The sequence below is a fragment of the Paraburkholderia rhynchosiae genome, from assembly GCF_002879865.1.
In the GTDB taxonomy this organism is placed as follows: domain Bacteria; phylum Pseudomonadota; class Gammaproteobacteria; order Burkholderiales; family Burkholderiaceae; genus Paraburkholderia; species Paraburkholderia rhynchosiae.
This window is the reverse complement of the sequence record NZ_PNXY01000006.1, coordinates 122,981-146,531: the sequence shown is the minus strand read 5'-3', so window position 1 is coordinate 146,531 and position 23,551 is coordinate 122,981. Positions and strand designations below refer to the sequence as shown.

Annotated in this window: 18 protein-coding genes and 1 pseudogene; 2 read left to right on the top strand and 17 right to left on the bottom strand. The window is 62.1% G+C overall.

All coding sequences use genetic code 11. The annotated features are described in order from the left end of the window. Positions 1–789: 789 nt before the first annotated feature. The 9 genes from C0Z16_RS10745 to C0Z16_RS10700 form a co-directional block, all read right to left on the bottom strand. Positions 790–2,040, bottom strand: a complete 1,251-nt coding sequence (locus C0Z16_RS10745; protein ID WP_102632123.1) for an IS256 family transposase — start codon at positions 2,038–2,040, stop codon at positions 790–792. A 268-nt stretch (positions 2,041–2,308) separates the two neighbouring features. Continuing rightward, positions 2,309–3,646, bottom strand: a complete 1,338-nt coding sequence (locus C0Z16_RS10740; RefSeq protein WP_102632122.1) for a dienelactone hydrolase family protein — start codon at positions 3,644–3,646, stop codon at positions 2,309–2,311. 604 nt (positions 3,647–4,250) lie between these two features. Next, entirely contained in the window at positions 4,251–4,706 is a 456-nt protein-coding gene (locus tag C0Z16_RS10730) for a YchJ family protein (protein WP_102632120.1), read from the bottom strand. 7 nt (positions 4,707–4,713) lie between these two features. Next, the gene (locus C0Z16_RS10725) at positions 4,714–5,844 is read right to left on the bottom strand and encodes an acyl-CoA dehydrogenase family protein (RefSeq protein ID WP_102632119.1); all 1,131 of its coding nucleotides are present in this window, start codon (positions 5,842–5,844) and stop codon (positions 4,714–4,716) included. 36 nt (positions 5,845–5,880) lie between these two features. Beyond that, the gene (locus tag C0Z16_RS10720) at positions 5,881–6,567 is read right to left on the bottom strand and encodes an SDR family oxidoreductase (protein ID WP_102632118.1); all 687 of its coding nucleotides are present in this window, start codon (positions 6,565–6,567) and stop codon (positions 5,881–5,883) included. Between the two features lie 45 nt (positions 6,568–6,612). Continuing rightward, entirely contained in the window at positions 6,613–7,821 is a 1,209-nt protein-coding gene (locus C0Z16_RS10715) for an acetyl-CoA C-acetyltransferase (RefSeq protein WP_175130645.1), read from the bottom strand. After that, the gene (can, locus tag C0Z16_RS10710) at positions 7,814–8,590 is read right to left on the bottom strand and encodes a carbonate dehydratase (protein ID WP_102632117.1); all 777 of its coding nucleotides are present in this window, start codon (positions 8,588–8,590) and stop codon (positions 7,814–7,816) included. Before can ends, C0Z16_RS10715 begins: the two co-directional genes overlap by 8 nt. A gap of 105 nt (positions 8,591–8,695) precedes the next feature. Then, entirely contained in the window at positions 8,696–10,534 is a 1,839-nt protein-coding gene (aceK, locus tag C0Z16_RS10705; RefSeq protein ID WP_102632116.1) for a bifunctional isocitrate dehydrogenase kinase/phosphatase, read from the bottom strand. A gap of 233 nt (positions 10,535–10,767) precedes the next feature. Next, a complete protein-coding gene (locus C0Z16_RS10700) occupies positions 10,768–11,172 on the bottom strand; it encodes a MerR family transcriptional regulator (protein ID WP_102632115.1) in 405 nt (134 codons plus the stop codon). Between the two features lie 126 nt (positions 11,173–11,298). On the opposite strand from C0Z16_RS10700, the gene C0Z16_RS10695 reads away from it, so the two are divergent. Then, the gene (locus C0Z16_RS10695; protein ID WP_102632114.1) at positions 11,299–12,369 is read left to right on the top strand and encodes an MBL fold metallo-hydrolase; all 1,071 of its coding nucleotides are present in this window, start codon (positions 11,299–11,301) and stop codon (positions 12,367–12,369) included. Positions 12,370–12,458: 89 nt separating this feature from the next. On the opposite strand, the gene C0Z16_RS10690 is transcribed toward C0Z16_RS10695, so the two are convergent. The 6 genes from C0Z16_RS10690 to argS all read right to left on the bottom strand — a co-directional run bounded on the left by C0Z16_RS10690 (position 12,459) and on the right by argS (position 19,438). Further along, complete coding sequence (locus C0Z16_RS10690) at positions 12,459–14,045, bottom strand: ABC transporter substrate-binding protein (protein WP_102632113.1); 1,587 nt, start codon at positions 14,043–14,045, stop codon at positions 12,459–12,461. Positions 14,046–14,305: 260 nt separating this feature from the next. Beyond that, positions 14,306–15,124 carry a helical backbone metal receptor gene (locus C0Z16_RS10685; protein WP_102632112.1) on the bottom strand — a complete coding sequence of 273 codons (819 nt, stop codon included), beginning with the start codon at positions 15,122–15,124 and terminating at the stop codon, positions 14,306–14,308. A gap of 3 nt (positions 15,125–15,127) precedes the next feature. After that, a complete protein-coding gene (locus C0Z16_RS10680; protein WP_102632111.1) occupies positions 15,128–15,901 on the bottom strand; it encodes an SDR family oxidoreductase in 774 nt (257 codons plus the stop codon). A gap of 15 nt (positions 15,902–15,916) precedes the next feature. Continuing rightward, positions 15,917–16,555, bottom strand: coding sequence for a thiol:disulfide interchange protein DsbA/DsbL (locus tag C0Z16_RS10675; RefSeq protein WP_102632296.1), 639 nt, complete (start codon positions 16,553–16,555; stop codon positions 15,917–15,919). 188 nt (positions 16,556–16,743) lie between these two features. Beyond that, on the bottom strand, positions 16,744–17,574 hold the full coding sequence (locus tag C0Z16_RS10670; protein WP_102632110.1) for an SPOR domain-containing protein: 831 nt from the start codon (positions 17,572–17,574) through the stop codon (positions 16,744–16,746). 61 nt (positions 17,575–17,635) lie between these two features. After that, a complete protein-coding gene (argS, locus tag C0Z16_RS10665) occupies positions 17,636–19,438 on the bottom strand; it encodes an arginine--tRNA ligase (RefSeq protein WP_102632109.1) in 1,803 nt (600 codons plus the stop codon). Positions 19,439–19,871: 433 nt separating this feature from the next. Here argS and C0Z16_RS10660 point away from each other — a divergent pair, with 433 nt between their 5' ends. Further along, positions 19,872–20,198: a DUF1840 domain-containing protein gene (locus C0Z16_RS10660; protein ID WP_102632108.1), complete on the top strand. Its 327-nt coding sequence runs from the start codon at positions 19,872–19,874 to the stop codon at positions 20,196–20,198. 160 nt (positions 20,199–20,358) lie between these two features. Here C0Z16_RS10660 and C0Z16_RS10655 read toward each other — a convergent pair whose 3' ends face one another. Both C0Z16_RS10655 and metH read right to left on the bottom strand, forming a co-directional pair. Then, positions 20,359–20,565: an acid-shock protein gene (locus tag C0Z16_RS10655; protein WP_102632107.1), complete on the bottom strand. Its 207-nt coding sequence runs from the start codon at positions 20,563–20,565 to the stop codon at positions 20,359–20,361. Between the two features lie 173 nt (positions 20,566–20,738). Further along, positions 20,739–23,465, bottom strand: a pseudogene (gene metH / locus C0Z16_RS10650) (methionine synthase); the annotation flags it as partial. Positions 23,466–23,551: the final 86 nt, after the last annotated feature.

Here is a 23,551-nt window from a genome sequence, read left to right as displayed (position 1 = left end):
TTTGGCGGTGTTCGCGGCAGGTGGTTTGTGTTTGCGGCCGAAGGTCGCGGATCGGCGGAGTTGACGACGGAAAAGTATTGGTGGGTGGTGGGCGGGAATTGCGCTTGGGGTGGGGGCTTTCTTTGGTGTTTTTGGCCTTTCCTTGAATTCGTACTGGTCTATTGGGGTTGCCCCTGTGCGGGGCGGCACTTACTTTCTTTGCCGCCGCAAAGAAAGATAAGCAAAGAAAGCGGCTCACACCGCCAGCTCATAAGTGGGTCCCCCGGCTTGCAGGGGGCAGTGGTGCATCTGGAATCTGTGTTCTCGCGCACTCTGCCCTCGTGACAAGGCAGTCATACTTCCCGCCTCGCGCCGTGCGCTCGCCGGAATGGTCCGCTGTGGAACCACGCGCTCGCGTTTCGCGCCGAGGGGCCGTCGGCTTTGCCTCGGCGAAGCGCTGCAATGGCGCGTGATTCTTTGCGTCGCAGCGGGAGGCCGCCTGCTGTCGTGCGGTGAGCGTTTGTCCAGGAGGAGGCGGCTTGGCAATGCCATGCACTCGAAGAAACGGACTGAGTGGCGGTACCCAAGGCAATGTGACGCCGGCGATTTGATAAGCACGACGGAGCAAACACAACACTCACGGATGACGAGCGCTGGGAGAGAAAGAAAAAAGCCGGCGGTTGAAAGAAGTACCGCTTCGGCGAGCGAAGCGCCGCCGGAGGAATGACTGCCTTGTCACTGACGCGGAGTGTGCGAAGGCACTGATTCCAGGGGGGTGTCAGCATTTCCGTGTTCAAGGCGGGTTGAGAATCACACGGAAGGCCGAACGAATCGATCTGCGTAAAGGATAGCGAATTGGTTCATGGCCGTCTTCCAGTCATGAGCGGCACTGCCCCAGTTCGCCGTGATGTTGCGCAGGGCCAGCCAGATGAGTTTAGTGGCGGCCTCGTCGGTCGGGAAGTGCCCACGGGTCTTGATGATCTTGCGCAGTTGCGAGTTGATATTTTCAATCGCGTTTGTCGTGTAGATGATCTTGCGTACACCCGGCGGAAACGCAAAGAACGGGATCACGCGATCCCATGCGTTGCGCCACGCGCTACTGACGGTCGGGAATTTCTGGCCCCACGGCCCATCCGCAAACGCATCGAGTTCGGCCTGAGCCGCTTCGGCGCTTGGGGCTGCGTAGATTGGTTTGATCGCAGCGGCCAATCCTCGACGATCCTTCCAACTGGCGTAATCCAGGCTGTTGCGAATCAGGTGGACGACGCAGGTTTGCAGCGTGGTCGCCGGAAACACCGCCGCCAGGGCCTCGGGCATGCCCTTGAGACCGTCGGTGACAGCGATCAGGATGTCGTGAACGCCACGCGTCTTCAAGTCGTTGAACACCTTCATCCAGAACTTGGCACCTTCGGTATTCTCGATCCACAGGCCCAGGATATCCCGAGTCCCGTCGGGTAGTACGCCCAGCGCCAGATACACCGCCTTGTTGCGCACGACGGCGTCTTCGCGAATCTTGACCCGCAGTGCGTCGAAGAACACGACCGGATACATCGGTTCAAGCGGCCGGGCCTGCCAGGCAGTCACTTCGGCCATGACCTCGTCCGTCACGGAGCTGATGAAATCGGGCGAGACCTCGGTACCGTACTGCTCCAGCAGGAAGCCCTGAATCTCGCGCACGGTCATGCCGCGGGCATACATGGCGACGATCTTGTCGTCGAAGCCCGTGAAGCGGCGTTCGTGTTTGGGAATCAGAATGGGTTCGAAGCTGCCATCGCGGTCGCGCGGCACCTCGATGCGAATCGGGCCATCTTCGGTCAGCACAGTCTTGGCACCACGGCCGTTGCGCTGGTTCATGACGCTGGGCGGCTTGGCAGCGCCCGATGCATAGCCCAGATGATGGTTCATCTCGCCGCCGAGCGCGCGCTCGATCAACGCCTTCTTCAGAGCCATTGTCGCGGCGTTGATGGATTCGGCCGTCATCGGGCCGTTGCCGAACTGCTCAAGCAGTTCGGCTGGAATCGCCGGCAGCTCTACCGGTGGGGTCTTGGGTTTGCGAGGCATATTTTCTCCTGCGGAGCATCATATGCCTTGAACACGAAATTACTGACAGACCCGATTCCAGATGCACCACTACCCCCTCCAAGCCAGGGGACCCGCTTATGAGCTCGCGGTGCGAGCCGCTTTCTTTGCTTATCTTTCTTTGCGGCGGCAAAGAAAGTAAGTGCCGCCCCGCACAGGGGCAACCCCAATAGACCACTACGAATTCAAGGAAAGGCCAAAAACACGAAAGAGCCCACCACCCCACAGCAAAAGCCAAAAATCCCGAACCCTATTCCCGACTAGCAACAGCCCGCCGCACTTCATCGGAAGAAGAAAGAGAAGAAACGGAAGAAACGGAAGAAACGGAAGAAACGGAAGAAACGGAAGAAACCCCAGGCTCACCACTATCAGCCGTCCGCGCCCCCTGATCCCCCCAAACAACCGAGTTATCAACCGCATACAACCGGCAAGGCGCCGAACTCTGCTTCTGGCAATTGGCGATCGCCACCGACATCGGATCGTCGCCGCCTTCGGCCCACGACCATGCGCCCGTATCCGACACCGCGAACGCCCGGCTCGGATACTGATGCAGGAAGTTCCGATATCCATTGCGCCCGGCTTCGTCGACGTAGGGCACAGAGTCGACGGCATCGACTGAAGCAAAGCCGCTCGCTTTCGGCGACGACGGATCTGACACCCGGTATTGCAAGCCCGTAGGCATGCCCACGCGCGCGAGGAACGCTTCGACGGCCGGCCACCACACATGCACGCCATCGCGGTCGCCGACCAATCGGTGTGCGTCGTTCTTGTAGCTGCCGTAGTCCACCATCTTCGCGCTCGCGCCATGTGCAACGTACGCCGCATACATGCCGGTCACCAGCGGTGCGTTCCATACCGAATCGTTGTCGCCGTACATCCACAGCGACGGCACCTTCGTCTTGTCGCCGTACTCGCCGAATGCGCGCGTCAGATTGCCTTGCCAGTCGGCACATGAGTCCTGCCGCAAGCCGCCCGAAAAATTGATCAGCGCCCGCACGCCCGGCGCGGCCTCGGTGCCGTAGGCCATCGTCGCAAGACCGCCATGCGACGTGCCGGCCACCACGATGTGCGCGGCATCGACGTAAGGCTGCTTCGACATGTAGCCGATAGTGGCCGCGACATCGCTGGCCTGCGACATGCCGTTGCGTTCGACGTCGCAACCGTCCTGCTGATAGACGCCGCCCGACTGGCCGAAGCCCTGGCGGTTCGGCGCCACCACCACGTAGCCGCGGCGCACGAATTCGCGCGCGAACGGCAGCGGGTCGCTGCGCTCCTGCGTACGCGGATCGCCGGGAATCTTGCCGTGATTGAAAACGATCATCGGAAACGGGCCTGCGCCGTCCGGTTTATAGATCGTCGTTTGAAGAGCGATCTCGCCGCCGGCATCGACGGGAATGCGAATGATCTGCTCGTTCATGCGCGCATTAGGCAGATAGACGTCGTCCTGGAGTGCGATGCGCGGCACCTGAGCGCGCGCCAGCGGTCCCGGCGGGGCTTCCGCGAGCGGCTTCGCCTGCGCGATTGCGACAGCGCACGTGGCCGCTGCACAAATCCCCGCACACGTTGTCAGAACCTTGCTCAACACCATTCACGCACCTGCCTGAAAAAACCGCCTGAACACCTCATGTCCGTTCGTCGAAACACGCGGCTGACATTTGCCTTTCGGCCACGTTGCGACAAACAAAAACATGCTCACGTACGCATTGCGCGAAGCGCACGCACGCCAAACGAGATCGCACGGGATAAACCCAACGGCCGACGCGACCCCACGCGCCGATGATGAACGCCACGTCTGCAGCCGGAAGCCGTTGCCGAAACTCTCACTATCTGGTTATCGGCAGGTGCCGGCGCAACTTGCGGAGCCCTTTACCGGCTGGCCCTCGCATCGTGACGTCATGAAGCTACGGCCTCATCTTGGCACGACAATTTTGTTTTGTGCAATCAAGGAGAACCCGCGACGAAAAAATTGCCGCGTGCCGCCGGCACGCCGTGCGCCCGGCGCGGGCCGCCATGGGGCGTGCATGCGTTCGTGAAGGGGGGACGTGAATCAGGAGCTATCGCACGATTAGCGAGATCGCGGCTGTGGCGTCGAGCCAACAAGAGAAAATGGCCCAGCTATAGGGCCAAATGTGACCGCGGCACGTTGTCCGACACCGCGCGATGTAAGCCGACGAAACGCGGTGCGAAGGCAACTAGACACTATCGCTGACGTCGCCGTCGGCATACAGCCAGCGCCCGGTGTCATCGCGAATGAAGCGGCTCAACTCGTGCAACCGATGCGCACGGCCGGCAACCTTATACCGCGCGACGAACTCGACCGTCGCGTGATGTGGATCTGTTTCCGCAAACGCCTTGATTTGCAGTCCGAGCCAACGCGGTGCGTCGGGCGCGGCCGGGTCCGCGTCGAGATCGGCGGGGCAGGTCTGCGGCGCCCAGGTGGCGCGCAAATAATCCGTTGCGCCGACAACATACGCGCTGTAACGCGAGCGCATCAGTTCGAGCGCGCGCGGCGCTGCTTCGCCGCCGTCGATATAACGGCCGCAGCACTGCGCGAAACGCGGCGCTTTTGCGGCACTGGGTTGACCGGGAACAGCGCCGCCGCATGGACAGTCGGCGGGTCGCTGCGTGGATGACGTGTGCTGACTCATCGGATTCCTAGCCAAGACCGCGAGCGATCAATATTTTCTGGATGTCGCTGGTGCCTTCGTAGATCTGGCACACCCGCACATCGCGATAAATGCGTTCGACGGGGAAGTCGCTCAGATACCCATAGCCGCCATGAATTTGCAGCGCCGCCGAACAAATGCGCTCCGCGGCTTCCGAGGCAAACAGCTTCGCCATTGCGGCTTCGGTGAGACAGGGCTGGCCCGCGTCTTTTAGCGAAGCCGCGTGCCAGATCAACTGACGCGCGGCTTCGAGTTGCGTCGCCATGTCGGCGAGACGGAATTGCACGGCCTGGTGCGAAAAGAGCGGTTCGCCGAAGCTCTCGCGCTCCTTCGCGTAGCTCAACGCTGCTTCGAACGCGGCGCGCGCCATGCCGACGCTTTGCGCCGCGATGCCGATGCGCCCGCCTTCGAGTCCGGACAGAGCAATGCGATATCCCTCACCCTCGGCGCCGATCAGGTTCGCGGCCGGCACGCGGCACTCCTCGAAAATGATCTGTGCGGTGTCCGACGAATGCTGGCCGAGCTTATCTTCGACTCGCGCGACGACGTAACCCTTGCTGTCGGTGGGCACGATAAACGCGCTGATGCCGCGCTTACCCGCGGCCTTCTCCGTGACGGCCATCACGATCGCGACGTTGCCGTTCTTGCCGCTCGTGATGAACTGTTTGACGCCGTTCAGCACGTACGCGTCGCCGTCGCGTGTCGCTGTCGTGCGCAGCGCCGAAGCATCGGAGCCGGCTTGCGGTTCGGTCAGGCAGAACGCGCCGAGCATGTCGCCGCGCGCGAGCGGCGTGAGCCAGTCGCGCTTTTGCGCGTCGTTACCGTAAGTCAGCAGGATGCTGCATACGGGACAGTTATTCACGGAGATTGCCGTGGATGTACCACCGTCGCCCGCGGCGATTTCCTCGAGAATCAGCGCGAGCGCAAGCGCGTCCATGCCGGCGCCGCCGTGGGCTTCGGGCACCAGCACGCCGTACGCGCCGAGTTCCGCGAGTTGCCGGTGAACGTCCTTCGGGAAAGTGCGCTCGCGGTCCCACGCTGCCGCGTACGGCGTGACGGCTTCGCGCACGAAGGTGCGCAGCGCATCGCGGACCATCAGGTGATCCTGATCAAGCACCATGAGCGTGTCTCCATGCGAAGTTGTCGTTATTCGGCCTTACCAGTCAAGCTGCGTGCCGTCGTATTGATAGAAGCGGCCATTGAACGCTTCGCGCGAGGCAGCGGCCTGCGCGAGCACTTCACGCATGCCGGCAACGCTGCGCGTGGGATCGATCGCGGCCTGCGCGCCGCCCATGTCCGTTTGCACCCAGCCGGGATGCAACGACACGCACGTGGCGCGCTGTGCTTCCAGCGACGCGAGCTTCAGCGCATCGTTCAGCGCCGCCTTGCTCACCCGATACAGCCAGCCGCTCGTGCCGCGAGTGCCGCTCGTGTCGCCGATGCTGCCCATCCTGCTCGAGATCACCGCCAGCACACCGCCCGTTTCTTCGACGAGCGGCAGCAGGATCGGCATCAGTTGCATCGGGCCGCGCACGTTGGTGTGCATCACGTGATCGAAGTCTTCGGCGGTGATGGTTTCGATGCCTTCCGTGCGCGGGCCGTACACGCCGGAGACGACGATAGCCACATCGACGTGTTCACCGTCGAGCTTCCAGCCGAGCGCGGCGATGTCCTCGGGTTCGGTCACGTCGACGGAATAGGTTTGCGCGCCGAGCTGGGTCAGCGCGTCGAGCGCGGCGCCGTCGCGCGCGGTGGCGAGCACACGCCAGCCACTACTTTTGTACTGCCGGACAAACTCCTGACCGATGCCGCGCGATGCACCGACGATCAGCACTGTCTTCATGGAATCACCTCGGACGTTAGAACGCGCCACCTCACAGACGACGCGTCAAACCAGTTCGATACCCATGGCGGTCGCTTCGCCGCCGCCGATGCACAACGTCGCGACGCCGCGTTTGCCGCCGCGCTGTTTCAGCGCGCCGATCAGCGTGACGAGAATGCGCGCGCCCGATGCGCCAATCGGATGGCCGAGCGCACACGCGCCGCCGTTCACGTTGACCTTCTCGTGCGGCAACTTGTGCTCCTTCATAGCGGCCATAGTCACCACGGCAAACGCCTCGTTGACCTCATACAGATCGACTTCGTCCGCGCGCCAGCCGTTTTTGTCGAACAGCTTGCGAATCGCGCCGACCGGCGCCGTGGTGAACCTCGCCGGTTCCTGCGCGAAAGTCGAATGGCCGACCACGCGTGCAATGGGCTCGACGCCAAGACGCTTCGCCGTCGATTCGCGCATCATCACGAGCGCCGCGGCGCCGTCCGAAATCGACGACGAGTTCGCCGCCGTCACCGTGCCGGTTTTGCTGAACGCGGGTTTGAGTGTGGGAATCTTTTCGAGGTTGGCCTTGTACGGTTGCTCGTCGTGATCAATGGTCACTTCGCCCTTGCGGCTTGCCACTTTCACCGGCGCGATTTCCCATGCGAACGAACCGTCTTCGTTCGCGCGCTTCGCACGGTTGAGCGACTCGATGGCGAACGCATCCTGCGCGTCGCGCGTGAAGTCGAACGAGGCCGCGCATTCTTCCGCGAACGTGCCCATCAGGCGGCCTGTTTCATAGGCGTCTTCGAGGCCGTCGTAGAACATATGGTCGATCACCTGGCCATGGCCCATGCGCATGCCGCCACGCGCTTTGGGCAACAGATACGGCGCGTTCGTCATACTCTCCATGCCGCCCGCGACGATCACGTCGACCGAGCCGGCGGCCAGCATGTCGTGCGCGAACATGGCCGCGCGCATGCCGGAGCCGCACATCTTGTTCACCGTGGTGCTGCCCGTGCCAAGCGGCAAGCCGGCGCCGAGCGCAGCCTGCCGCGCGGGCGCCTGGCCGAGGCCGGCGGGCAGCACGCAACCCATCACCACTTCGTCGATCTGTTCTGGCTTCAGGCCCGCGCGCCGCACCGCGGCCTCAATGGCGACCGAGCCGAGTTGCGGCGCGGTCAGCGACGCGAAATCGCCTTGGAACGCAGCCATCGGCGTGCGCGCAACGCTCACGATCACAATGGGATCAGCTTTTGTCTCGCTCATGTTTGCCTCACTCATGTTTTAGCTCCTTGATCACACCTTCGACGATAGCCGGCACGTCGCCCAGCTGGGCCGCATCGGAAGCGACCACGTCGTTGTCCGCCTGATGCGCGCGGCTCGCCGACACCGCCGCCACGCAATTGCGGTACGTCGCATCGAGCGCGGCCGCATTGTTGATCGTCATGCCGAGGTCGCGCACCTTGCCGTCGTGCACGCCATATGCCCAGCCGTGCACGGTCAGCTCCTGGCCGCGCGCCCATGCATCGTTGATGATGGTCGTGCGGCACACGTTCACCACTTGCTCGAGAGCATTCAATTCGACGAGACGCCGGTGACGCGCTTCGCCAAGCGGCCATTCGTCGAGCAGCGCCGCATGTTTGGTCCGCACGTCCTGCACGTGATGCAGCCAGTTATCCGCGAGACCCACGCGACGGCCGTGCAGCGCCGCGCCCACGCCCGAGCAGCCATAGTGGCCGACCACCATGATGTGCTTGACCTTCAGCAGATCGACGGCGAACTGGATCACCGACAGGCAGTTAAGATCCGTATGCACGACCACGTTCGCGATGTTTCTATGCACGAATACTTCGCCCGGCGGCAGGCCGATGATCTGGTTCGCAGGCACGCGAGAATCGGAGCAGCCGATCCACAGATATTCGGGCGTCTGCTGGTGCGCGAGGCGCGAGAAGTACTCCGGATCTTCGGACAATTTGCGGGCGACCCACGCGTCGTTGTTGTCGAACAGATGCGCGAGCGGATGGGCAGAGTTGGAAGCGTTCGTGTTCATGATGCGTCTGGGCGGTTAGTCGACCGTTTGAGCGGCCGGTCTCGTTACGTTGGGTTCGGGTGATGTAGGCAGCATGCAGGTGGCGTATGAGCGGCGTGTAAGCAACTATGCGACTTTTACGCTGCGCTCGTCCGCTTGAGCATCGGACGCATCCAATGCATCCGATGCAGCCTCGACAAACCGTTCCGGATAGCGGATGCAGAAGCGCACGTTGCTGTCATACGGAAAAAAATCGGGCAATTCGCCTTTCAGTAGATGGTCCTTGTGCCGTTGCCATAGCGCCGGGTCGAAGAAGTCGGCGTGATGCTGCATGAATGAGCGGCGCACGCGTGGATCGCCGAGCAGAAAAGTGCCATACGTCTCCGGGAAAATGTCGTGCACGCCGACCGAGTACCACGGCTCGCCCGACATTTCGTCTTCCTCATTGCGCGGCGCCGGCACCGCGCGCACGTTGCAGTCGGTCAGATATTCGATTTCGTCGTAGTCGTAAAACACGACGCGGCCATGGCGCGTCACGCCGAAGTTCTTGTAGAGCATGTCGCCGGGGAAGATGTTCGCCTGCATCAGCTCTTTCACCGCGTTGCCGTATTCCTTGATGCCGTGATCGACGTCGCTGTCGTTGCCGTTTTGCAGGAACAGGTTCAGCGGCACCATCCGGCGCTCGATATACATATGGCGAATCACGAGACTCTCGCCGTCGTATTCGAGCAGCGACGGCACCTCTTTTTCGAGTTCGCGCACAAGCGCTTCGTCGAGCCGCGAGATGGGCAGCGCGACGCTTGAATACTCGAGCGTGTCGGCCATGCGACCCAGGCGATCATGCCGTTTGACGAGTTGATACTTCTCCTGGATCTTCGCGCGCGTGGTTTCCTTCGGCGGCGGAAAGTTGTCTTTGATGAGCTTGAACACGTACGGGAAAGAGGGCAGCGTGAACACCAGCATCACGAGCCCCTTGATACCCGGCGCGACGATGAACTGATCGCTCGAATGCGAGAGGTGATGCAGCAAGTCGCGATAAAACAGATTTTTGCCCTGCTTTTGCAGACCCACGGAGGTGTAGATTTCCGCCTTCGGTTTGCCCGGCATGATCGTGCCGAGAAATTCGACGTGAGCAGACGGCACTTCCATATCAACCAGAAAATACGAGTGCGAAAAGCTGAAGATGATCAGCAACTGCTCGCGCTTGAGCAGCACGGTGTCGAGTGCGAGCACGCCAGGCCTCGCGTGACGCAGCGGCACGGCAAACGGCAGCAGCAGATCGCCGTTGATGATTCGCCCGACGATATACGCCGACTTGTTCCGGAAGAACAGCGACGACAGCACATGAATCTGGAAGTTGGGCGCCTCGTCGAATGTGCCGAACGCGTCGTGAAGCGCTTGCATCACGCAGCCGACGTCGCGGGTCAAATCTTCGAACGGCGGCTCGAGCTGGAAGTTCGTGACGATGCGTTCGAGGGTAGCGGCGAGACCGTCCTTGCCGGGATAGTACGCACGATACGTTGGCTTCGCGGCGGGTTCGTCGTTCTCGATGTATTCCGTCGAGATCGCCGGGCGCACGAAAATGAAGGCGTTGTTGAAATACGAGCGGTGCAGGATCTTGCAGCACACCGAATTGAAAAACGTTTCCGCGCACTCGGGCTGACGGTGCGTGGTCAAGAGGCCAATGTAGTGCAGCTTGATCTGCTGCCACACTTCGCTGTCGATGTTTTCCGCGTCGTATTCGTCTTCGAGCAGCTCGACGCATTCTTCCACGCGATCGTCGTATGACGTAATGCGCTCGCGCGCGAGCTTTTGCAGACCATGCCAGTCGCCGCTTTCGAACAGCGTCTTGGCGTGAATCGCCGCGTCGCGAAAGATCCGGTAGTGCCGGTTGAATCCTTCGAGCATCGTCTGTGCGACGTCAAAGCCGATTTGCGACGACAGCAGTTTGGGAAAGTGATTCATGTCGACCGTGCATTCGTCCCATGTCGTGAAGACACCCGTGATTGTATCGTTCGGGTGGGCCCGCGACGCATTGCGCCGCTCGACTCGTGTTCTCGCGCCTCATCGGCGCTACCCGGCGTTTGCCGACTTTTCCGGCTAACTCCGCTCAATCCTCAGTTTGGCACGCCTTAAACAACTCATCTTTCAGCAAAAAATCTGTTCGTTTGTCGCTCCGCCCGGTTGTTCGTTCCTGCTCACGCGGGCTTGGCCTCGCGCGTGCTCTTATCGAGCAGCGAGCGCGCCTGAGTTTCGTATTGCGCGAGGTCTTCGAGCGTCGCGTTCAGGTCTTCCAGTTGACGCTCCAGCACCTCACGATGACGCGCGACCGTGGCGAGAAACGCATGCAGTTGCGGCACGGTGTCGGTCGGCGATTCATACACATCCAGCAGATCGCGAATCTCCGAGAGCGTGAAGCCGAGCCGCTTGCCGCGCAACGTCAGCTTCAGACGCGTGCGGTCGCGGCCCGAATAAACGCGCCGCAAGCCGCTCGAACCTTCGCGGCTCGGTGAGAGTAAACCCTGGTCTTCGTAGAAACGGATTGCGCGCGGCGTGACGTCGAATTCCCGCGCGAGCTCGGTGATCGTGTATTGCGTGTTCATCGGGGCATTCCGTGGCCGGGCAGAAAATCGGATTGAACGATAGAATCGACGTTTACGTTATCGTCAACCTGGGTTGAATGCAACCTGCGGCAAATACGCGGAAAAACGTGGAGGAAGACATCCCAAATGAATGCACTCGAACATCAACTCGACTATCCGTTCAACGACACGTTGCCGGAACCGGGCCACGCGATGGAAGTCACGCCCGGCGTGTTCTGGCTACGCATGCCGCTGCCCTTTGCGCTCGACCATATCAACCTGTGGCTGCTGCGCGATCAGATCGACGGTCAGCAGGGCTGGACGGTGGTCGACTGCGGGATCGCGTCGGACGCGATCAAGGAGAACTGGGAGAAAGTGTTCGAGTCGGTGCTCGACGGTTTGCCGGTGCTGCGCGTGATCGTCACGCATTGCCATCCGGATCACATCGGGCTCGCGCACTGGGTGTGCGGCGGCGGCGATAAGAAGCGCTGGGACGCGCGGCTGTGGATGACCCTCGGCGAATACATGCAGGCTCGCGTGATGGCCGCCGGCGACGGCTCCAACGCGGGCGGCGAGGGCGCGGCGCGGCACTTCGCGCGGCACGGCGTGACCGACGAGGAATCGCTGGAGAAACTGCGCAATCGCCAGAGCTACTACTCGAACCTCGTGCCGGCGATTCCGGGCCAGTATCGTCGCTTGCGCGAAGCGGACGGCGTGAGGATCGGCGGCAAGACGTGGCGCGTGGTGACGGGCTTCGGCCATTCGCCGGAGCACTGCGCGCTGCATTGCGAAGAAAGTGGTGTGCTGATTTCCGGCGACATGGTGCTGCCGCGCATTTCGACGAACGTGTCGGTGTTCGACATGGAACCGGAGGGCTCGCCGCTAGCGCTTTATCTTGAGTCGCTTGCTCGCTATGAGGCGATGCCCGCCGACACGCTCGTGTTGCCGTCGCATGGCAAGCCGTTTCGCGGCGTGCGCACGCGCGTGAGGCAATTGCGCGAGCATCACGACGCACGTCTCGCCGAAGTGCGCGAGGCGTGTGCGTTAAAACCGCAAAGCGCAGCGGATATCGTGCCGCTGATGTTCAAGCGCCAACTCGATATTCACCAGATGACTTTTGCGATGGGCGAGGCCCTCGCGCATTTGCATCTGCTGTGGCTGGCGGGTGCATTGAAGCGCACGCAGGATGGGGATGGGGTGATCCGGTTTACGGCGTGACCGACTGCTGATTTGATGTGCCGATAAAAAAGCCCGGTGCGTGCTTTCGCAACCGGGCTTCGTGATACGCCTTAAAGACTCCAGCGCTATTACTGCACCGCCACCGCCCCAAAATTCTGCCGTCCAAACGGACTCACGTGATAGCCGCTCACGTTGGTCCGCGTGATGGCCGCGGCGGTCGGATAGCCGAGCGGAATCCACAGCGCCTGATCGTGGATGATCTGCTGCGCGGCCTGATACGCTTTCGCGCGCTTAGCCTGGTCCGGCGTGGACTTGCCGTCGGCGATCAGCTTGTCGAGGTCTTCATTGCAGAAGCGCGCAAAGTTGATGCCCGACTTCACCGCGTTGCAACTGAAGAGCGGCGACAGATAGTTGTCCGGATCGCCGTTGTCGCCGGCCCAGCCCATGAACAGGGAGTCGTGCTGGCCCTGCTTGGCCTGCTTGATCAGTTCGCCCCATTCGATCACTTTCACGTCCGCCTTCACGCCGATCTTCGCGAAGTCCGCTTGCAGCAGTTCGGCGCCGGCCTTCGGATTCGGATTCAGCACACTGCCGTTGGGGCGCACCCAGATCGTCGTTTCGAAGCCGTTCGGAAAGCCCGCGTCCGTAAGCAGCTTCTTTGCCTTCGCCGGATCGTACGGCCACGCCTTCACTGCCTTGTCGTAGCTCCACGTGTTCGGCGGATACGGATTCACGGCCGGCGTCGCGGTGTTGTCGAAGACGGTCTTCAGATACGTGCCGCGATCGAACGCCATGTTCAGCGCGGCGCGCACTTTCTGGTTGTCGAGTGGCTTCTTCTGCGTGTTCAACGCGACGAACGCGGTCATGAACGCGGGCGTCTGCACGATGGCGAGTGACTTGTCGCTTTTGGCGTCGGCAAGATCCTGCGGCTTGGGCGACAACGCAATCTGGCACTCGCCCGCTTTCACCTTCTGCGCGCGCACCGTCGCGTCCGGCGTGATCGCGTAGATCAGGCGGTCGATCTTCGGTTTCGGGCCCCAGTAGGTCGGGTTCACGTCGTAGCGAATGACCGCGTCTTTCGTATAGCTCTTCAGTTCGAACGGACCCGTGCCGACCGGCTTCGAGTTCAGGTCGACCTGCTTGCCGGCCTTCAGCAACTGATCGGCATACTCAGCCGAATAGATGGATGCAAAGCCCATCGTCAGGATCGATACGAAGGTCGCATCAGGCGCGTTCAGTTCGAACTTGACGGTGTTGTCGTCGACCTTGCTGATCGACTTGATGAGCTTCGGCAAGCCCATCGACTGCGCATGCGGGAAGCCGCTCGCCCCCGTCACCTTGTGCCACGGGTTGCTGTCGTTGAGCATGCGGTCGAACGTGAACACGACGTCGTCGGCATTCAGCGGCCGGGTTGGCTTGAAGTAGTCGGTGGTCTGAAACTGTACGTTCGGGCGCAGATGGAACGTGTAGGTGAGGCCGTCCGCGCTCACGTCCCACTTGTCGGCTAGCGATGGCGCCACTTTTTTGGCGGCCTCGTCGTATGAGACCAGCGAATTGAAAATCACGTCAGCCGACGCATTGGTCGTGACGAGCGAGTTGAACTGCACGACATCGAAGCCGTCGGGGCTCGACTCGGTGCAGACGGTCAGCGGTTTGGCGAGCACGAGCGCGGGCGCCGTGAACAGTACGGCGGCTGCGAGCAGTTTGAAGCGCATAAGATCTCCGTTAACAAGCGCAGTCAGGCAGTGCGTCTGGTTTGTGGTTATGTTCCGTTGACGAGCGACCGGCGACGGGCAGCCGTGGCGTGGCCGTCGTCTTCATTTTGATACGTTTCCAGCGCTCGCGCATGGTCGCCATTAATCGCGGCCACGCGCACGTCGGCCTTGGCGAAAGCTTATCGAAGGGCCGTTACGGCGACAACAACATAATCCGCATATTCATATGGAATGCACGCGTGCGGCCAGACGCCGCGCGTTCATTCGCCCGCGGCGCGCTTCAGCAGATAAGCGATGCCTTCGATCGCGCGCACGCCGTACCATGAGACCATTTCTCCATCGATCAACTCGATGCGCTTGCCGGCCACGCGCGCATCGCGTTTCAGCGCATCGCAATGAGCCTGCGTGAAGCGATACGGCTCGCTCGAAAGCAGAATCCGATCGACGCCGGCAAGCCACGGCGCGTGGTCGAAATCGAAGGTGGGATAGCGCGCGGCGCCTGCCGCTCCGCCTTGCACGTCGGGCAGGGTTTGCCAGTTCACGAGGCGCAGCATCGCGGAGATGTAGGTGTCGCGCGCGACCGTCATCCACGGTTCGCGCCAGATCACGTACAGCACGTTTTGCGCGGCGAACGCATGCGAGGCGGCTTCATCGAGACGCGCCTGGAAGGCGTCGCTGAGGCGTCGCGCTTCCTGCTCACGCTCGAAAATCGCGCCCAGCAGCGCGTATAGCGAATGGTTGTCTTGCGGTGTCTGTGGATGCGTCACGACGACATGCGGCACGAACGCGCGCAGTTGCTCGACGGTATCGCGCTCGTTCTCGTCCATATTGACGATCAGATGCGTGGGTTGTAGCGCGCGAATTGCGTGGATATTGACCGCTTTGGTGCCGCCGACCTTGGGCACATTGCGAACCTTGTCGCGCGGATGCACGCAGAAGCCGGTACGTCCGACGATCTGCCTCTCGAGGCCCAGAGCGAACAACAGCTCGGTGACGCTCGGCACCAGCGAAACGATGCGGGCGTCGGCGCCCGCTTTCTCGTGCGCGACGCCGGTTGCATCGACCGCACGCGGCTGCATGATTTACTCGGCGGCAGCGCGCGGCTTGCGCGGCGCGCGTTCGAATACCCGGTCGTAAAGCCAGCGCGGCGCCACATGCAGCAGCATGGCCACCACGCGCATCTGCCACGGGAATACCGCGAACGCCGTACCGCGCTCGATTGCCTGCGCGACCTTCGCCGCGAAGCGGTCCGCGTCCATCAGGAAGGGCATGGTGTACGGATTGTGCTCGGTCATCGGCGTGCGGATATAGCCGGGCGCGATGGTGATCACGCCTACGCCATGCGGGCGCATTTCGACGCGCAACGCTTCGAGATACTTGAGCGCCGCCGACTTCGACGCGCTATAGGCGCCCGAGCCCGGCAAGCCGCGCACGCTCGCGACGCTGGCAATGCCGACCAGCGCGCCGTGTTTGGCCGCGATCATGGCGGCGGCGAACGGCTCGAACGTGGCGACCATGCCGAAGTAGTTGATGTCCATCACTTCGCGGAAGGTGCGCAGGTCGCCCTGTCCTGTGACGGCGCCGCGGCTGACGCCGGCATTCGCAATCACGACGTCCGGCAAGCCATGCTGCGCGATGAACTGCGCGGCCGCTTCGGCGAGCGCCTCGGCATCGCGGACGTCGACGGAATGAATGGAAATGGAATTTTGCGGATGAGACCGCTGGAAGGCGGCGAGGGCGTCGCCGCGGCGGGCAACGAGGCCGAGAATCGCGCCGCGCCGCGCATATTCGGCGGCGAGCGCGAGGCCGATCCCACTCGAAGCGCCGGTAATGAAAACTTTTAGCGGTGAGCTCATTCCGGCGCCTCAGCTTTACATCTTCTTGGCGCGAACCTGCTGGACCAGGTAGTCGAGCACCTGGAGCGTGCCCGGCAGGCTGTTGGTCGCGGCCGGGCCGGTCTCATACTTGCCCTGCACGGCGAGCGTCGGCACGCCGTCAATCTTGTAATCTTCCAGCAGCTTCTTGTCTTTCTGCAACGCGCTTTGCGTCGAGAACGAGTTGTACGCTTCCATATACTTCTTCGGATCGACGCCGTTCCTGGCGAGGAACTTGGCCTGATCTTCCGGCGTCAGCAGGTAGTTCTTGTTGACGTGAATTTCGTTGAAGACCTTCGGCGTGAGCTGCGAGACGACACCGAGCGCGTCGAGCGCGTGGTACATCTTCGAGTGTGGAATGAAGTCGTCGCGGAAGGCGACCGGCACGCGCTTGAACACGATGTCCGGACCCTGCTTCTTGACCCATGCTTCGAGGTACGGCTCGAATTCGTTGCAGTGCGGGCAGCCGTACCAGAAGAACTCGGTGACTTCGATCTTGCCGGTCGGTACGTCGGTAGGCTGCGTGCTGGACAACACCGTGTAGTCCTTGCCCGAGACCGGCGCGGACGGCGATGCATGAGCCGTGGCGGCAACCAGGCCCAGCGAGAGGAACAGAATACTCAGCAGCTTTTTCATGTTGTGTTGACCCAGGTAGGCGGTAAAAACAGTGGCGCCACGCAAATGCCCGTCACTGTTTTCAAAATCGGCTTGCACGGTTCTATCGTCTGTCGTGCTCAATCATGCTTATCATGCTTGCGATTCTTGTGACAGGCGCCGCGCACCGATAGTTCGGCGGCGGCGCGTGTCGGCGAATCACTGGCTATCTATTGTTTGGTGAAGCGGATGACGGCTGTATCGACGCCCGCGTCGGACAGGCGCTGACGGTTCGCGTTCATGTCCTCGAACTTCGAGAAAGGTCCGATACGCACGCGGTAGTACGTGACGCCGCCCGCATCGCGCTGCGTGACCTTCGATTCGAAGCCCTGGAACGCGAGACGCGCGCGTTGCTGTTCGGCGTCGGCGGCAGTCTTGTAGGCGCCCACTTGCAGGAAGTAGCCGGTGTTTGCGTCGCCCGGCGCCGGTGCCGCCCCTGAACCTGGCTTGACGTTCGCAACCGTGGCCGATGACGTGCTCTTCGGCACGGAACCTGCCGCGGTGGCGGCCGGCGCGCTCGTGCCTTGCGGCTTCTTCGCGGCGGCCGTGGCGCTGCTGCCGTTATCCGGCGCGGGCTTCGGCGCGACCGCCGTGCCGTTGGCATTGCCGCCTGCATTGTTGTTCGCGTTGCCGATGGTCGGCGGCACTTCGATGATCTGCGGCTGTTCCAGCATGCCCGATTGCGTCTGCGAGTTGGTCTGGCCGGGCGCGGTGTTCGGCGGCGCGGGTTGCGCCGCTTGCGGCACCGGTAGGCCAGGCGTCTTGCCTTGCAGCGGACGGTTCGGATCGTATTGCGCCTGGCTCGCGCTCGAATCGGATGCGGCGGGCGGCGCGACCTTCGAGACGAACGGCGTGGGCGCACGGGTGATATACAGCGCCACCACTACCGCGATCGCAAGGCCAACGATCAGGCCGAGCACGATGCCGAGAAAAGTGCCCCCGGTTTGTTTCGATTGCTTTGTTGTGCGGCGTGGTTTTGCCATCGTATGAATCACCTGCAAAAAGAATCCTGGAACGGCCGTCGATTATAACGACGGCCGCATGCATGTTGCGTCGGAGGACTTACATCTTGACGGGAGCGGAGACGCCGATGGTCGCGAGACCGTTGGCGAGCACCTGACGCGTGGCGGCGAGCAGCGCGACGCGTGCATTGCGTTCGGCTGCATCGTCGACCAGCACGCGCTCGGCTCTGTCATTGTAGAACGAGTGGAATTCCCCGGCGAGGTCGCGCAGATAGAACGCGACCGCGTGCGGGGCGAGTTCGTCGGCGGCATGTTGAAGCATGTCCGGGAACTCGGCGAGCTTGTTCAGCAGGGCCATTGAGCGTTCGCTCGCAAGCGGCGCGAGGTCGACACCGCTAAGCGTGCTTTCGTTCGCATCCTGGTCCATGCCATAGCGTGCCTTGCACTCGGCGATGACCGAGCAGATGCGTGCGTGCGCATATTGCACGTAGTGCACGGGGTTTTCGTCATTTTGTTTCAACGCAAGATCGATGTCGAAGACGAATTCGGTGTCGGCCTTGCGAGAGATCAGGAAGAAGCGCACGGCGTCGCGGCCGCGGCGGATCGTCTCTTCGTCGATCAGATCGACGGCGGCTTCCGAGCCGGGCGTCGCGCCGCCCGACCATTCGATCAGGTCGCGCACGGTCACATAGCTGCCCGCGCGCTTGGAGATCTTCACCTCTTCGCCGTTGCGCATGACTGTGACCATCTTGTGCAGGATGTAGTCCGGATAGCCCTTCGGAATGCCGACGCCGAGACCTTGCAGGCCGGCGCGCACACGCGCGATCGTGCCGTGGTGGTCGGAGCCCTGAATGTTGATGACCTTCGTAAAGCCGCGTTCCCACTTCGCGACGTGATACGCGACGTCCGGCACGAAGTACGTGTATGTGCCGTCGCTCTTGCGCATCACGCGGTCTTTGTCGTCGCCGTCGTCGGTGGTGCGCAGCCAGAGCGCGCCTTCCTGCTCGTAGGTCTTGCCGGCGGCAACAAGCGCTTCCACCGTCTTCTCGACGCGGCCTTCCTTATAAAGAGACGACTCCAGATAGTACTGGTCGAACTTCACGCCGAACGCCTGCAAGTCCATGTCCTGCTCGCGGCGCAGGTACGCGACCGCAAAGCGGCGGATCGCCTCGAGGTCTTCGACGTCGCCCGCGCCGGTGACCGGCTCGCCGTCGCTGGCGGATACCGTGACGCCGTTCAGATAGTCTTTCGCGATGTCGGCAATGTACTCGCCGTTGTACGCCGAAGCCGGCCAGCCCGCATCGCCGGGAGCGAGGCCGCGCGCGCGCGCCTGAGTGGACAGCGCGAGCGTGCCGATCTGCACGCCGGCGTCGTTGTAATAGAACTCGCGATGCACGTCCCAGCCTTGCGAGGCGAGCACGTTCGAGAGCGCGTCGCCGAGCGCGGCCTGGCGGCCATGGCCGACGTGCAGCGGCCCTGTCGGGTTAGCCGACACGAATTCGATCAGCACATGCTTGCCGGCGTCGCGTTGCGAGCGGCCATACATGTCTTTCTCCGCGAGCACGGCGCCGATTACCGCCTGCTTGGCGGCGGCGGCGAGGCGCAGGTTGATGAAGCCGGGGCCCGCGACTTCGGCGGATTCAATGAGCCGCTGCGCTTGTGGGTGAGCCAGCAGCGTGTCGACGATCTGTTGCGCCAACTGGCGCGGATTGGCGCGCAGCGGCTTGGCCAGCTGCATTGCCACATTGCACGCGACGTCGCCGTGCGCGGCGACCTTGGGACGCTCCAGCGCGATGGTGGGCGACACGAACGCAGCTTCGGTCGCGCCTTGTGAAGCAAGGGCTACCTGCTTCACCGTGTCGGCGAGCAGTGTTTCGAGAGTATGTTTATGTGCGGGCAGCATGCTTGTTGCGAGTCCAGTGAGGCAATCCGGTGATGCGGAAGAGGCGTCGGCCGCGCGTCAGGCTTGGCCGATTCGTCAGAAGCGTGGACAGCGGCGGTTCGCCCGCGGCCCCCGTTATCACGCATCGGCATGGCGGGCGCGCCATCGGGCACGTTGCCTGCAACGCAATGAGCGCGGTGCGCGGCGACCTGCAGAGGCATGGCTGCTGCGGCCGCGAGGCCAGCCAGCCGGGCCAGCCGCGCCGCTTGCGCATTGCCGCGCGCGGCGCGCTTTTCCGTCCAGACGGATTTTAGCAGGTGCTAATATGTTCAATGAGATGCCCAGCAAGGGCCGAGGCCGCCGCGTCTCTTTGGCGAGCTAACGGAGCGCGCGCTGGCGGCGGCGTTGAGCACCGTTCGCGCGTCAATCCAACATAACGAAAAAGGGAACAGTCATGCTGATTACTTTCAAATGCCGCGCTTGCCCAGACGTGATGATGCTCGAGAATCTGGCACAGTACCTGGTCGGCATTGTCGGCAAGCGTCTCGGTGAACGAGGCGTCATTACGCACGACGAACTCGACGAGGCGATCACCAAACTCGAGGCGGCCATCACCGTGGACAAGCAGGAACGGGCCGAACACGACGGCCACTTCCATGAAGGCGAAGAGGGCCACGAGCATCATGAGATTCCGCCCGGACTCGCGCAGCGCGCTTATCCGTTCCTCGACATGCTGCGCGCCGCGCAGAAAGAAAACGCGGATATCGTTTGGGGGCTGTGATTCCCGCAAGCCGGGCCGGTCAACGGGGCCCGAACTGTCGCGTGATATTTGCCGCGGCTTCGATGCCCGGCGGCGCGAGTATGACGCGCCCATGAAAAGAGCCCGCAACGCGGGCTCTTTTTCGTTGCACGGCCTGAAGCGGCTTGCGCCGTTCAGTTGCTTACTGGCTGGCGGCTTCCGGAGCGACTGCGGGAGCTGACGCACCTTTTTTCATTTTTTGCTTCTTCGGTTTCTTGACGTGTTTCGCCGTGGGCGGCGAGTAGGAGCTGACTGAGCTCGAGCCGGACGGAGCGGCGGTTTGCGCGAGCGCTGCCGTAGCGCCTGCGGCAAGCGAGACAGCAGTCAATAACAGCGTCAGCTTCTTCATAGGATTCTCTCCGTTGACGATTGCAGTTAGATAAGCCGACGCGTTTTGGCCGCGTCTGGCGGGTCAAGCCGCCTCAGTCTACAAAGCCGAAAATTACGTTGCCGCAAATATTCAGTCTTTGTCGCGCGATATAGTCGGTTTCCCGCTATGCCGGCTCGTCGGCTGTTATCGGCTTATAGCAACGGCGCCAACGCCCGCTCGGCATCCGCCTTCGAGAGTGACATGCGCTTCGCGTAGTCTTCCAGTTGGTCCTGGCCGATCTTGCCCACCGAGAAATACGTGCTGTCCGGATGCGCGAGATAGAAGCCCGAGACGCTCGCCGCGGGCAGCATCGCGAGCGATTCGGTCACGCTCATGCCGATCTCGCCCGCTAGCAACACCTCGAACATGTCGCGTTTCACCAGGTGATCCGGGCACGCCGGATAGCCGGGCGCGGGGCGAATGCCGCGATACTTTTCAGCGATGAGGTCGTCGTTCGTGAGATTTTCGGCGTTCGCGTAGCCCCACAGGTCGCGCCGCACGCGCGCATGCAGTGCTTCCGCGAAGGCTTCGGCGAAACGGTCCGCGAGCGCCTTCAGCATGATCGCGCTGTAGTCGTCGTTATCCTTTTCGAACTGCTTTTCCTTTACGTCGACTCCGAGACCCGCCGTGACCGCGAACATGCCGATGTAATCGGCCACGCCCGAATCTTTCGGCGCAATGAAGTCGGCGAGCGACCGGTTCGGCCGCATCACGCCGTCGACCACCGGCCGCACGCTTTGCTGACGCAGGTTGCGCCATGTGAGCGCGACTTCGCTGCGCGATTCGTCCGTGTAGATTTCGATGTCGTCGTCGTTGACGGTATTCGCCGGCAAGAGCGCGATCACGCCGTTGGCTTGCAGCCAGCGGCCCTGAATGAGGCGCGCGAGCATCGACTTGCCGTCGGAGAACACACGCCGCGCCGATTCACCGACCACCTCGTCGTTCAGAATCGCCGGATACGGGCCGGCCAGGTCCCACGTCTGGAAGAACGGACCCCAGTCGATGTACTTCGCCAACTCGTTCAGATCGAAGTTCTTGAACACGCGGCGGCCGATGAACTTGGGCTTGACCGGCTCGTAGCCCTTCCAGTCGATCGGCGTCCTGTTCGCGCGGGCTTCGGCGAGCGTGACCATCGGCAGCGCCTTTTTGTTTGCGTGCTGAGTGCGGATACGGTCGTAGTCGGCCTTCAGTTCGTCGAGGTACTTCGTCGCGCCTTCGTCGGACAGCAGGCTGGAGGCGACCGACACCGAGCGCGACGCGTCCGGCACATACACCACCGGGCCTTCGTAATGCGGCGCGATCTTCACCGCGGTATGCACGCGCGAGGTCGTCGCGCCCCCGATCAGCAGCGGAATCTTCTTCACGCGGAAATAATCGTCGCGCTGCATTTCCGATGCGACGTAGGCCATCTCTTCAAGACTCGGCGTAATCAGACCCGACAGTCCGATGATGTCCGCGCCTTCGACTTTCGCCTTCGCGAGAATGTCGTTGCACGGAACCATCACGCCCATGTTGACCACTTCGAAGTTATTGCACTGAAGCACCACCGACACGATGTTCTTGCCGATGTCGTGCACGTCGCCCTTCACGGTGGCGATGACGATCTTGCCCTTCGCGCGCACGTCGCCGCCCGCGGCTGCGAGCTGCTTCTTTTCTTCTTCGATGAACGGGATCAGATGCGCGACCGCCTGCTTCATCACGCGCGCCGACTTCACGACTTGCGGCAGGAACATCTTGCCCTGGCCGAACAGGTCGCCGACGATATTCATGCCGTCCATCAGCGGGCCTTCGATCACGTTGATCGGGCGGCCACCTTGGGCGGCGATTTTCGCGCGCACTTCTTCGGTATCTTCGACGATGAAGTTCGTGATGCCGTGCACGAGCGCGTGCGACAGGCGTTTTTCGACCGGCTGATTGCGCCACTCGAGATTTTCTTCCTTCTTCGCAGCGCCGGTCTTGAACTTGTCGGCGATTTCGAGCAGACGGTCGGTGCCGTCTTCGCGACGGTTCAGCACGACGTCTTCAACACGTTCGCGCAACTCGGTGTCGAGATCGGCATACACGCCGAGCTGCCCCGCGTTGGCGATGCCCATGTCCATGCCCGCCTGAATCGCGTGATAGAGGAACACCGTGTGAATCGCCTCGCGCACCGGATCGTTGCCGCGAAACGAGAACGACACGTTCGAGACGCCGCCGCTCACCTTCGCGTACGGCAGGTTTTCCTTGATCCAGCGCGTCGCGTTGATGAAGTCGACGGCGTAGTTGTTGTGCTCTTCAATGCCGGTTGCGATGGCGAAGATGTTCGGATCGAAGATGATGTCTTCCGGCGGGAAGCCCACTTCGTTCACGAGAAAGTCGTACGAGCGCTTGCAGATCTGCGTCTTGCGCTCGAACGTGTCGGCCTGGCCTTGCTCGTCGAACGCCATGACCACAGCCGCCGCGCCGTAGCGGCGAATCAGATTCGCGTGATGGCGGAACGCCTCCTCGCCTTCCTTCAGCGAGATCGAGTTGACGATTGCCTTGCCTTGCACGCACTTCAAGCCGGCCTCGATCACTTCCCACTTCGAAGAGTCGATCATGATCGGCACCCGCGCGATGTCCGGTTCCGACGCGATCAGGTTCATGAAGCGGACCATCGCCGCTTTGGAGTCGAGCATCGCTTCGTCCATGTTGACGTCGATCACCTGCGCGCCGTTTTCGACCTGCTGACGCGCGACGGCGATTGCTTCGTCGAACTGGTCGTTCAGGATCATTCGCGCGAACGCCTTTGAGCCGGTCACGTTGGTGCGTTCACCGACGTTGATGAAGAGCGTCCCGGACGTGACGTTGAACGGCTCGAGGCCGGCAAGGCGCATGGTGTGATCGGTCATGGCGTATGTGCGAGTCGATTGCGTGCGTTTAGGTGTCGCTTGGGTGCGGCCTGGATGCGTCTCAGATGCGTCTCAGATGCGTCTCAGATGCGTCT

Excerpts from the sequence above, each read along its gene's own strand:
- C0Z16_RS10700 (WP_102632115.1), bottom strand. The coding sequence starts at position 11,172 with ATGAACACGCAATACACGATCACCGAGCTCGCGCGGGAATTCGACGTC.
- C0Z16_RS10745 (WP_102632123.1), bottom strand. The coding sequence starts at position 2,040 with ATGCCTCGCAAACCCAAGACCCCACCGGTAGAGCTGCCGGCGATTCCA.
- C0Z16_RS10685 (WP_102632112.1), bottom strand. The coding sequence starts at position 15,124 with ATGCAGCCGCGTGCGGTCGATGCAACCGGCGTCGCGCACGAGAAAGCG.
- C0Z16_RS10695 (WP_102632114.1), top strand. The coding sequence starts at position 11,299 with ATGAATGCACTCGAACATCAACTCGACTATCCGTTCAACGACACGTTG.
- C0Z16_RS10725 (WP_102632119.1), bottom strand. The coding sequence starts at position 5,844 with ATGGTGCTTGATCAGGATCACCTGATGGTCCGCGATGCGCTGCGCACC.
- C0Z16_RS10680 (WP_102632111.1), bottom strand. The coding sequence starts at position 15,901 with ATGAGCTCACCGCTAAAAGTTTTCATTACCGGCGCTTCGAGTGGGATC.
- C0Z16_RS10730 (WP_102632120.1), bottom strand. The coding sequence starts at position 4,706 with ATGAGTCAGCACACGTCATCCACGCAGCGACCCGCCGACTGTCCATGC.
- C0Z16_RS10720 (WP_102632118.1), bottom strand. The coding sequence starts at position 6,567 with ATGAAGACAGTGCTGATCGTCGGTGCATCGCGCGGCATCGGTCAGGAG.
- argS (WP_102632109.1), bottom strand. The coding sequence starts at position 19,438 with ATGCTGCCCGCACATAAACATACTCTCGAAACACTGCTCGCCGACACG.
- C0Z16_RS10655 (WP_102632107.1), bottom strand. The coding sequence starts at position 20,565 with ATGAAGAAGCTGACGCTGTTATTGACTGCTGTCTCGCTTGCCGCAGGC.
- C0Z16_RS10740 (WP_102632122.1), bottom strand. The coding sequence starts at position 3,646 with ATGGTGTTGAGCAAGGTTCTGACAACGTGTGCGGGGATTTGTGCAGCG.
- C0Z16_RS10660 (WP_102632108.1), top strand. The coding sequence starts at position 19,872 with ATGCTGATTACTTTCAAATGCCGCGCTTGCCCAGACGTGATGATGCTC.
- can (WP_102632117.1), bottom strand. The coding sequence starts at position 8,590 with ATGAACACGAACGCTTCCAACTCTGCCCATCCGCTCGCGCATCTGTTC.
- C0Z16_RS10690 (WP_102632113.1), bottom strand. The coding sequence starts at position 14,045 with ATGCGCTTCAAACTGCTCGCAGCCGCCGTACTGTTCACGGCGCCCGCG.
- C0Z16_RS10715 (WP_175130645.1), bottom strand. The coding sequence starts at position 7,821 with ATGAGTGAGGCAAACATGAGCGAGACAAAAGCTGATCCCATTGTGATC.
- C0Z16_RS10675 (WP_102632296.1), bottom strand. The coding sequence starts at position 16,555 with ATGAAAAAGCTGCTGAGTATTCTGTTCCTCTCGCTGGGCCTGGTTGCC.
- aceK (WP_102632116.1), bottom strand. The coding sequence starts at position 10,534 with ATGAATCACTTTCCCAAACTGCTGTCGTCGCAAATCGGCTTTGACGTC.